At 39.0% G+C, this 10394-nt stretch carries 11 protein-coding genes; 9 read left to right on the top strand and 2 right to left on the bottom strand.

Annotation, left to right across the window (positions count from 1 at the left end; genetic code table 11):
• Positions 1 to 655 precede the first annotated feature (655 nt).
• Complete coding sequence (locus Q0546_RS03710; RefSeq protein ID WP_298790645.1) at positions 656 to 1783, top strand: Cj0814 family flagellar-dependent secreted protein; 1128 nt, start codon at positions 656 to 658, stop codon at positions 1781 to 1783.
• Positions 1784 to 1827: 44 nt separating this feature from the next.
• Here the strand turns inward: Q0546_RS03710 and Q0546_RS03715 are convergent, their stop codons facing one another.
• A complete protein-coding gene (locus Q0546_RS03715; protein ID WP_298790647.1) occupies positions 1828 to 2184 on the bottom strand; it encodes a type II toxin-antitoxin system HicB family antitoxin in 357 nt (118 codons plus the stop codon).
• Complete coding sequence (locus Q0546_RS03720; RefSeq protein WP_185899107.1) at positions 2184 to 2408, bottom strand: type II toxin-antitoxin system HicA family toxin; 225 nt, start codon at positions 2406 to 2408, stop codon at positions 2184 to 2186. The genes Q0546_RS03715 and Q0546_RS03720 overlap by 1 nt, the downstream gene beginning before the upstream one ends.
• A gap of 146 nt (positions 2409 to 2554) precedes the next feature.
• Between Q0546_RS03720 and Q0546_RS03725 the strand changes: the two genes are divergently transcribed.
• From Q0546_RS03725 to Q0546_RS03760, 8 genes are all read left to right on the top strand, one after another.
• Positions 2555 to 4525, top strand: a complete 1971-nt coding sequence (locus Q0546_RS03725; protein WP_298790650.1) for a response regulator — start codon at positions 2555 to 2557, stop codon at positions 4523 to 4525.
• A 297-nt stretch (positions 4526 to 4822) separates the two neighbouring features.
• Entirely contained in the window at positions 4823 to 5062 is a 240-nt protein-coding gene (locus tag Q0546_RS03730) for a hypothetical protein (RefSeq protein WP_298790652.1), read from the top strand.
• 1 nt (position 5063) lies between these two features.
• Complete coding sequence (locus tag Q0546_RS03735) at positions 5064 to 5348, top strand: type II toxin-antitoxin system RelE/ParE family toxin (RefSeq protein WP_298790654.1); 285 nt, start codon at positions 5064 to 5066, stop codon at positions 5346 to 5348.
• Between the two features lie 128 nt (positions 5349 to 5476).
• Positions 5477 to 6544, top strand: a complete 1068-nt coding sequence (locus tag Q0546_RS03740) for a Cj0814 family flagellar-dependent secreted protein (protein ID WP_298790656.1) — start codon at positions 5477 to 5479, stop codon at positions 6542 to 6544.
• Positions 6545 to 6629: 85 nt separating this feature from the next.
• A complete protein-coding gene (locus tag Q0546_RS03745; protein WP_298790657.1) occupies positions 6630 to 7448 on the top strand; it encodes a cell surface protein in 819 nt (272 codons plus the stop codon).
• 35 nt (positions 7449 to 7483) lie between these two features.
• Positions 7484 to 8302 (top strand): cell surface protein, encoded by an 819-nt coding sequence (locus Q0546_RS03750; protein ID WP_298790659.1) that lies wholly within the window; start codon positions 7484 to 7486, stop codon positions 8300 to 8302.
• A 9-nt stretch (positions 8303 to 8311) separates the two neighbouring features.
• Complete coding sequence (locus Q0546_RS03755) at positions 8312 to 9337, top strand: hypothetical protein (RefSeq protein ID WP_298790661.1); 1026 nt, start codon at positions 8312 to 8314, stop codon at positions 9335 to 9337.
• A 9-nt stretch (positions 9338 to 9346) separates the two neighbouring features.
• Positions 9347 to 10394, top strand: a 1048-nt coding sequence (locus Q0546_RS03760) for a hypothetical protein (protein ID WP_298790663.1), incomplete at its 3' end; no start/stop codon positions are given.

The following is a 10394-nucleotide window of genomic DNA, read 5'->3' on the forward strand; positions in this document are numbered from 1 at the left end:
CTCAGCGGAAAATCCAAACGGGTATTTGGGTAGTCCAAAGGGGTGTTTTTGGGTCAAAACAGCCAAATCGGTTTTTTGAGGCGAACATTACAAGTGCGTGCCCACGGGCGCGATACACGCTCCCGCACACATACATACGCTCCCGCGATCACGCCACGTACGTGCGCACATACGGGCGCTCGCGTACGTACTCGCGCGGGAGAGTAGTGATTTTAAGGGCGAATTTAATTACTATCTTTTAAGATTTAAAGCTTTTTTAAAAAACTCATGCAAATTCTTAACCTATATTGAGCTTAGAATTCTTATTTTAAAGTATAAAATTTAAGGTTCAATTAAACTTATCGGATTTTTAGCTACGTCTTCGTCTTACTACCTATAAGAGCTCTTATCAATTTCAACAGTTTATGATATAAGTTTTCCTGTGTAGTTTTTAGTGTTATATCTAAACTCTACTTCACTGCGCTCGTAGCTGCGTCTTGAAAAGCTATAAGCGTAGCGAAGTGGAGCAGAGCGCGTTCCTTTAGATTAAGCAAAAAATTCTCTTTCTTAATGCCTTTAAGCATTTTAAAATACTTTTTAAAATATGAGGATTGGCCCGTATTTATTTGGTATAAATATTGCTTGCTCCTTATTATAATCCAATAAGGAGCAAGCGATGAACGAAATCTCTTTACAAAAACAATATGATTCCGTAATATCTACCTCAAAAGAGTTAAAGGCTAAAAAAGAGGCTGGAGGAACGGCCTTTGGAGCTCAAATTTTAGCCCAAAGCTATGATCTAGAGCTAATGGCTCAGGCCAGCATGGTATCGCAAGCTACCGCTAGAGTAACGAGTGCCGGAACAAGCGGGTTTAACGACAGCAATATATTAAATTCTAATCTGCAATCAAACATAAATCAAGTTAAGTATTCGCCCAATACATACGGATATAGCATCGATAGTCAAGGTTTTATGGGTGCGGACTTTAACAAAGCCGCCGGACTTCCGGAGGATTTTAAAATACATAAAAGCACTCTCGATGAAATTTACGATTTTAACGAAAGAAGCTATATTCACAAGCCGACATATACCGCTAAAACTTTTGAAAATATCGATATGGCCGATACCATAAAACAATACTACAAGGTATTTCAAAGCGTAGTGGGTTCAAACAACAAGCAAACATATACGAGCGAAGATCTAAATAGACTGCCTAAAGGCTTTAGTATCAGCGGTAACGACGCCGCTGAAAATGGAAACTATTTGCCGGATGTAAGCAGCTACAAAGTTACGAACGTCTACAAAACGGGTGACCAATTTGACGAAGCAAAAGCTTTGGAGCGCGAACTAAGCATGCTCACTCCGCCTCGCTACACTTATAGGCTAAATCTTAGCTCTAGCGAAATCGGACGCGATAACGGAGGCGGACTTAAATTTAACCCCGATATGTCTATGTATAAAACAGATGGCGGCTACAGCAAAGAAGGCGTATTTGTAGGATTTTTAAAGAATTTTAAACCAAAAGCTAGCGATAGCGGCGAAACCGAGCTTACCGATCAGATAAAAACCTACTCAATACTCAATATAGAACAAGGGAAAAAGGATATAGACTTCATAAAAAGAGTAAATGGCGGAAACGATATGGCCAGGGACAAAATTATGCAAGAAGAAATGACAATAGCCGAACTCTTAAGATATAGACCGGGTAAGACAAACCAAATTTTAAACGATAAAGACAGAGAGGAATATGTTAAGACCATAAAAGAGAGAGTAAACGCTCTAACATCTATGACCTCCCTTTAAGATAACTACAAAGGTCGTCTATATGGCGGCCTGCTCCGTACTCTTTATTGCACTGCTAGCGCTTTTTTAGCTAGCTCGCTAAGCCATGCCGAGCGGTTATTTGTAACCGCATCTATTGCATTTAGAACGCCTTTAGGTATAGTTAAATTTATACGAACTTTGACGTTTTCGTCGATAGGCTCATAGATACTTTCGCCTTTTTCAAGAGCCCCTTCGACATAGCAAGCAAAGGCTTCTTTTAGATCCGCTATCGCTTCAGCTTCAGTAGCTCCCCAGCCGGCCATTAGATTACTTTTAGTTAGCCCCATATCTGCATACTGAGCAAAATAATCTCCGTCGTCTAGTCTTTTGATTGTGATTGTATACGGTAAGTTTAAATAATAGTTCAAGTCTTTTTTCATCATGACTCCCTTATCTTTGCTAAGATTTGTAAAACATAGATCTCTTTAATCGGCTTATGGTACGGTACAACTATCGTGTCGCCGCCTTTTTTAAATTTATGGTGCGAGCCTTTAACGTGATCTAATTCATATCCGTGATTTAGTAGCAGGCGCTTAACGTCGTCAAAGCTTGCGTTTTTCGGATTATTTTCAAGTTTTTTGATTAATTTATCAAGACTCGACACGCCGCCCCTTTTTATGTTTTATACTTACTATTATACATACTATTTTTTTATATGATGCTTAATAGCCATATAGTAAACTTGTTATCAATCCTAAATATTTTTAAATTTTATCCGATATACAAGCAAGGCTTTTAAAAGGATTTTAAATGGATGTTCTGCTAAGAAACGGCTATGACGTAAATTTATCATTATTGAGACAAGGCCAAATGCAAGCTTCCGCATCTAGACTCGCTGGACAAGAGCTAGTCAAGGTTGGTGACGAGAGTATGACTTCGGCGGAATATCTAAACAGGCAAGCGCAAATCGAGTATAGAGCAAAAGACTTTTTAAGGGCTCAGTCAAGCGGCATTATCTCAAAGCTACGCGTAAATAACGTTATGGATATTAGCGATAGCAACGCTTTAAACAAGGGCGAATTTAATATTAACAATCTGCTTGGTAGAAACAGCGGCTTAGATTATCATTACAGCTCGTCTCCTACTTTGACGGGAGACTTTGCCAGATACGATTTTACGTATCTTGGCGCAAGGTACTCGGTCAATCAAGAACAAAGAATAGATAGCGTAGTAAACGATCATAATGTGTTAAAAGAGATAAAGCAAAAATACGGGGTTGATACCTCAAATGCCTATCTCAACGGCTCTCTTAGGGGCGAGAGATACTTTCAGGGTATAAATGCGGATCCTCACTCGATCAACATGTCTTTTATAGATCAAAGCGGATATCTTGAGAATACCAAATCATCAAATTTAAACTCTTACGCATCTTCAAGTACCCTGCATACTAAATACGGCGACGTAGAGGTATTTTTAGATCTATACGGCGATAACGACAAGCTAGGTATCGGCAAATTTAGCTCAAATGCAATACTTTTTAACTTTGACAGCAACGGCGACGGAATTTTAAATAGCTCCGATAAGCTATTCTCAAAGCTCAAGGTTAGAGGATACGATAAGGACGGCAATGAAAAGATAGCAAATTTAAGCGACGTAGTATCGGATATCGATTTGACTAAATTTATAAATTCGGATGTCGTTAACTGGAATCAAAAAAGAAGAGATATCATCAACTCCGAATCTCTTGCCAATAACGATATGAGAAATTTCGTAGATACTACAAATATAGATCATAGGATATCTTACTACTCTTCAAACCCCTACACCGTATTTGCACCAGAAAGCAGATACAAAAAGGCGGAAGCCGATAGTATTAAGAACTTTTTTGATGCATACGCGGATAAAGACGGCTGGGTAGACCTAAGAAACAATAACGTATTTAATAAAAATAGCCTATTTAACAATTTTGCTTACGCTAAGGCTGGGTTTGACGGAAAGCTAAAGCTCAATGAATTTAATCCGATCATATCAAGCAAAAAGACGAGCGACGACTTCTCGTATGAAAACTATCAAAGAGATAGTTTTATGAAATTTTATAGAGATTATGAAAAAGAATCCACCGCCCACGCAAAAGACGTAGAGTGGCTATCAAAAAATCTAAAAGAGTATAACGTAGAAAATGCGGACGAATATATAAGTAGGCTAAACGGTAGCAAGTCGTCATACATGATCGCCATGGAAAACGAATTCCAAAAGGCTACAAGGCTAGAATTTAGCCCAGAAAACTTAGAGAAAGTAAAAAGAGCCTTTGAGGCTAATCCGAATAAAGCGGCCTTAATGATGAGCGACAGCGATAGCGTAATAGCTATGAAGCTAAACGATAACGGATCTATAACCTTAAAATTTGATAGCGGTAGAGAAATAGAAGTAGCGGAGCTGTATTCTGATACGGGCAAGCTTTTAGGAGATAAAACCAGAAGGGCAAGCCTAAATTTAGAAACTAAAGCCATGAGCGACATCGAGCTTGGCTCTATAAGCTTTAATAATATAGGCATACTAGATACCAACGGCAAATATAAGACGCTCCAGGAAATAGGAGCTAGTGCTATAAAATCCTTTTCTACTAAGCATGGAAAACAGTTTTTGATATACCTGGGGGATAATAAAACCCTAACGGCAAAAGATCTATACAATATTTCGTTTTTAAATAACAAGCTTGGCAAGGACACCAATGTGGTCGATAAGGATAGATTCTATAAGAAGATAGATGTAAGGGTTTAGGAATGGGCAAGATGGCCAGTCTATTTGTTTATATGTTTGGCTATCAAATTTCTAAGCACTTGATTTTTGCTGACGCCTTTTTATTTGGCCTCTTTGGTTAAAAAGTCCATCATATTATCCGATAGATACGCCGCCACCTGACGAGTAGGCGGATTTTCCGAGAAAACATATGAAAGATATTAAGCTGAGTCTAAACACACAAAAGGTATAAGTATAAATTTAGAGATCGATCATCAGAGAAAACGTCAGCCGTTAAAAACGGTGCGATATAATGACGATAAACACAAGGAGCAAGAAATGATAACTTCAATAAATATCCAAACCGCAAATCATAGCATTATAGAAGCTATTAGGGCTATTATTGCGCTAGATCCTGAAACAACCATTACTTACGACAATGAAGATTATCTAAGTCAAGCCGATCAGCAAGATTTAAAGAAGCTAGTAGAGGCCGATAAACGCGGCGAACTAAAGTATCAAGCTCTTGATGAATTTAAAACCGAGATGAGATCCTACCTAAAAAATAAAGGTGCTTAGAGTGGAAATTATCTTAAGCGAACAATTCAAGGAAGAAATTAAAAGTATTTTAGATTTTTATACAGATAGAAGCAAGAGCAATAAAGTAGCAAATGATTTTCTTGAGGGCTTATTTGAAAAAATCGAAAGCTTATCTACTTTTTCTTACCGATTTAGAAAAAATCAATACTTTCACAAAGACAATATAAGGGATCTAATTTTTAAAAGATACGTTATTCCTTTTATAATCGAAGACAACACCATAAAGATCCTATCAATCTACAAGCATAATCTACCAAAATTTTAAGGTCTAAAATTTAGACCTGGCTTGCGTAGTATAATCTTTTTCTCAAAGACCCTTACGCAAATGTCACGAATTTTAGGGAATAAATTTTGCTTATCCTTCTTTAAATTTCTTTTTAATAAGGATAAGCCGTGAACGTTTCCGCTACTAAGATAAATTATTCGTCAATACTATCCAAAGCTCAAGAAAAGAAGCAAGCCAAAACACAGGACGTTAGCTTCGCAAATCTTATTCAGAGCAGCGGCACAACTGAGACCGCCGCATTTAAAACATACGATCTGACGTCAAGCGCCACGCAAGATCAAAATTTAAACTCGTTAAAATTCGGCTCAAATTTGGCTTACGGATACTCGGTGGATAATCTCGGCTATATGGGTAGCGATTTTAACAAAGCCGCCGGCCTTCCCAAAAATTTCAAAATCCACAAAAGCTCTATCGACGAGATAGCCAGGTTTAACAATAAGACTTATTTGTTTACGCCCTCGCCGGATCAAAAACCATTTGAAAATATCGACGTAGCCGACACGGTGAAACAATACTACAAGCTGTTTAACGCAGTCGTCCCTGAAGGCAAAGAAACGTATAGCCAAAGCGACTTAGAAAAGCTACCCAAGGGCTTTAGCGTAAATATCAATCAAAAACCGTTTGGCAAGAGTAATTTTTTAAAAGACGTTAGCCTATTTGCCGTATCAAACGTCTATAGTACTCAAACTCAGCTACAAAACGCCGGCGAACTCTCAAGCGATATTAAAAAATACGGAGTTAGCCTTAGCGTATATCCTTTAAATTTTTCTACTCTAGGCTCGTCAAATTCGCAGGAAAAAGACGGCTTTAGCTTTAACCCCGATACGTCGGTCTACGAAAAAGAGGGAGGATACGCCAGAGAGGGCGTATTTATGCAGTTTTTAAAAGGCTTCCCGCCCATAGCGAGCGATAGCGGGGAAACTAGACTGACGGATCAAGTCCAAACATACGCGCAAGATATGAGAAGCCAAAGCTTTGACGATATGCCTATAACCATATCCGATTTTCTAAAAAATACCAAAATCATAAAGGAATTTTTAAAGAAAATTATCGAAGACGGGCTCATGAGCCTGAGCGGCAACGAAACTGCGGATAGCATAGTGGATAAGCTAGCACTAAGGCTGGAGGCGTTTCAAAAAGAAACCGTCCGCCCTAAAGGCGAAACGAATATCTAGCCTGATATTTTATTACTACAATTGGCTTCCTGGTTTATGCTAAAGAAAAGTCGTTTTTATCCGATATAGTCTTAAAGGATTAAAAATGATAAACGGCTCAAATTTAAACATTTCTACGGCAAATTTCAAGTCAAATTTAACTCCTGTAGATAAAACCGCTAAAACGAATTTGACGAACGAGCAAACGCAAGCTTCAAAAAATAAAGAAGACGTAAAAAGACAAATTCAGATATATCAAAGCAGACCTATCAAGGAACTTGCGGACGAAGTTATCAAGGTGGACGAGAGCGAGGAAGGCTGGATAACTAAAGCCATAAACCAAATCGATGACATATTGTCTAAGAAATATACGCCTGAGCAGATAAAAACCCTGCGAGCCAAAGATCCCGAAACCATGGAAGAAGCTGTAGAAGGCATGCTGGCGAGGTATTCTAGGTTATTACAATCCGATTCGATAGACGGCAAACCGACTATTTGGGGCAAGCTTTTGGGGCTGGGCACCAAAGAGGAACGAGAGGAATTAATCGCTTTTAAAGACTCTTTACCAGAAGGAGCTACGATGAGCAGCGTCGGAGCTGCTTTACTGCAAAGAACCGATATCAGTATAGAAGAATTTAAAAAGCTCTATACGGAAGACATCGAAAAAACTACGAAAGCCCACAAGGAAGCCGTGGCAAAAATCAATCAAGAGATGAGAGAATACAACGAAAATTTAGCCAAACAAAGAGCCGAAGCCAAATTTAAACCCATCCAAGCCACTAGCAAAAGCAAAACCTACGAGGACAAGGATATCAGACGAGAATTCTTTGAAAATTTCCTGAAAGCCGAGCAAGAAAAAGGGACGGATATTTGGGATATTTTACAAAAGCTCAATAAAATAAATAAGGTCGATATTAATGTATAGGATATACTGCCGAAACGAATTTTAGGAGATCAAAAATGATAAGCGGCTCAAATTTAAACATTTCTACGGCAAATTTCAAGTCAAATTTAACTCCTGCAGATAAAACCGCTAAGACGAATTTGGCGAACGAGCAAACGCAAGCTTCAAAAAGCAAAGAAGAAATCCAAAAAGAGCTGCAAGAATACAGAAGTAAAACCATCATAGAAATCGTAAAAGATGCTATCGAGATAGATGAAAGCGACGAAAACTGGATAACAAAGACGATTGATAAGATAGACGGCATATTATCCAAAAAATATACGGCCGAAGAGCTGCGCTATATAGGACAAAAAGACCCTGAGAGCAAAGAAGACATCATCGACGCCAATCTGCAAACCTATATGTGGATGCTGATGAGTAACTCCAGAGACGGCAAACCAACGATTTGGGGTAAAATTTTAGGATTTGGAACCAAAGAAGAGCAAGAGGAATTAAAGGCGTTCAGGGATTCGCTCGGTAAAAGTGCTGCAAATAGTGCGGAAGGCTCTAGGCTTATGGATCGCGCCGACATAAGCATAGAAGATTTTAAAAAACTCTATGCGCAGGACGTCGAAAAAACTATGAAGGTACGCAAAGAGATGAACGAGCAAATGCGCAAAGAACTCGAAGAATACAACGCAAATTTAGCCAAGCAAAATAGAGAAGCTAGATTTAAACCTATCCAAGCTACTAGTAAAAGCAAAACATATGCAGATAAAGACATTAGACGAGAATTCTTTGAAAATTTCCTAAAAGCCGAACGCGAAAAAGGGACGGATATAACTGAAATTTTAAGTCATCTGGCAAAACTAGGCAAATTTGACGTAAAAGCATAAAGGATTAATATGATAAGCGGCATAAACAGATTTAACGCAAACGTAAATTATGATTTTAGTAGCTCTCACGAGCGAAATTTAAAAGCACGCGAGGAAAAAGAGGCTATAAATTTAACCTCAAATCAGGCTTCGAGTATGGCGGTCGCGCAGCCAAATTCGACAAATCAAGCGAACCCAAAAAATAGCGAAAACGTGTCAAGCCTAAAAGCTGTCGACATAGGCTTTAACATCAAAGAGATGGAAGCGGCCATCAGGGAGATAAAAAAGCTTCCGCCCGGCGCACCGGCTAATATACGAGGCGTTTTTTCTCTGAGTGGATATACGCTGGATGAAAAGATAAGCGTATGGGGTAAGATAAGTGGATTAGACGGCTCTTTTAGTAGGAGCGAAGCGGAAAATCTGAAGAAATTTATAAATAGTAGCGGGGCGTTTGGTTTCGATAAACTTAATCGGGATTTGGCGGGATACGATACGACAAATGTTGATGAATTTGCGAAAAAATACATAAACCACGAATACCCATTTTTGGGCATAGAATATAATGCAGGGAATAGGGGGATGGAAATCCTCGACTCCAATATGAGCGTGGACGAGTTTAGGGATAGGTGGGCTGAATATACCGTGCTGAAGCGTTTGGGCGAGAGCGGCGCGGAAAGAATATCCGTAGATGGCGAAAATATCGCGATAGTCATGAATAAAAACAAGGCTCCCGTGGAGTTTAGGGAGCTTGAGGGTATCGAGTATAAGGACGAGCAGAGCAAAAAGGCGTTTATAAAATTCGTGCGAGATGCGATAGAAAAGGGTCTGGATATACAAAATCTACTTGAGGGCAGGGCTGAATTTAAGGAAAACAGAAGCGAGGCGACGGCGTTTAAACCTATCCAAGCTACTAGTAAAAGCAAAACATATGCAGATAAAGACATTAGACGAGAATTCTTTGAAAATTTCCTAAAAGCCGAACGCGAAAAAGGGACGGATATAACTGAAATTTTAAGTCATCTGGCAAAACTAGGCAAATTTGACGTAAAAGCATAAAGGATTAATATGATAAGCGGCATAAACAGATTTAACGCAAACGTAAATTATGATTTTAGTAGTGCTCAAGGGCAAAATTTAAAACCGCGCGAGGAAAAAGAGGCTATAAATTTAACCTCAAATTCGGCGCCTTCTCGATCAAATTTGACCGAACCGATTGATTATTATGCTCTCGATCCCGACGAACTGGACGAAAACGAGCTTGCCGTTTGGGCACAAAACGTGGAGTTTTCAAAACTAAACGACAAGCAGCAAAATAGGCTTCTTGCTATAAAAATGGGCTTTAAAAAACCGATATATAAACCTTATGATCCCGTAGTTGCGCGTAAGGCGTATTCGCTAAGTGGCTATACGGAAGATGATAAAATCAGCGTTTGGGGCAAGATAAACGGGCTTGATCCAAGTATGAGCAAGGACGAGGTCGCAGAGCTAAAGAAATTTATAGATAGCACGAAGGTCCTACAAAGCAATTCAAGCATGGAAAACGATGTTTTTAGCGTAGATGGATTTATGGGTGCGTTTAATGTGGATCTAGGAAGCTTTGGCGTTGGTCACACGAAAGGTACCGGACTTAAAATGACGGTCGATATGGCAAACCTACTAGACTCCGATATGGATTTGGAAAAATTTAAAGATAAATGGCTTGAGGTTGCTGCCGAAAAGATACTAGGAGAGAATGCAAAGGTCAAAATATCGCTCAAAAACGGTAAGCTAAATTTTGACCAGATATCAGGAAAACGGCCTGCGGTCTTTTGGGGACAAGAGATGGTAAAGCAGGTAAGCTACGCAGACGAAGCAACTAAAAAAGAGTTTTTAAATTTCTTAAAAGATGCGTTTAAAAAAGGCGAGAGCGTCGGAGACGTGCTACAAAATATAGCCCTAAAAGAAAGTGCAGTAAGCGATCAAGCTCCTAAAGAAACGCCCGAAGAGAATAAATTTAAACCTATCCATGCCACGAGTAAAAGCCAAACCTATGTTTATAAGGATATAAAGCGTGAATTCTTTGAAAATTTCTTGAAAGCCGAACGCGAAAAGGGGACGGATATAATGGAAATAC

Source organism: uncultured Campylobacter sp., assembly GCF_937997465.1.
GTDB lineage: Bacteria > Campylobacterota > Campylobacteria > Campylobacterales > Campylobacteraceae > Campylobacter_A.

What these genes read in the sequence shown, in the direction of transcription:
- Q0546_RS03710 (WP_298790645.1), top strand. Translation starts at nt 656, where the DNA reads ATGAACGAAATCTCTTTACAAAAACAATATGATTCCGTAATATCTACC.
- Q0546_RS03715 (WP_298790647.1), bottom strand. Translation starts at nt 2,184, where the DNA reads ATGAAAAAAGACTTGAACTATTATTTAAACTTACCGTATACAATCACA.
- Q0546_RS03725 (WP_298790650.1), top strand. Translation starts at nt 2,555, where the DNA reads ATGGATGTTCTGCTAAGAAACGGCTATGACGTAAATTTATCATTATTG.
- Q0546_RS03730 (WP_298790652.1), top strand. Translation starts at nt 4,823, where the DNA reads ATGATAACTTCAATAAATATCCAAACCGCAAATCATAGCATTATAGAA.
- Q0546_RS03745 (WP_298790657.1), top strand. Translation starts at nt 6,630, where the DNA reads ATGATAAACGGCTCAAATTTAAACATTTCTACGGCAAATTTCAAGTCA.
- Q0546_RS03750 (WP_298790659.1), top strand. Translation starts at nt 7,484, where the DNA reads ATGATAAGCGGCTCAAATTTAAACATTTCTACGGCAAATTTCAAGTCA.
- Q0546_RS03755 (WP_298790661.1), top strand. Translation starts at nt 8,312, where the DNA reads ATGATAAGCGGCATAAACAGATTTAACGCAAACGTAAATTATGATTTT.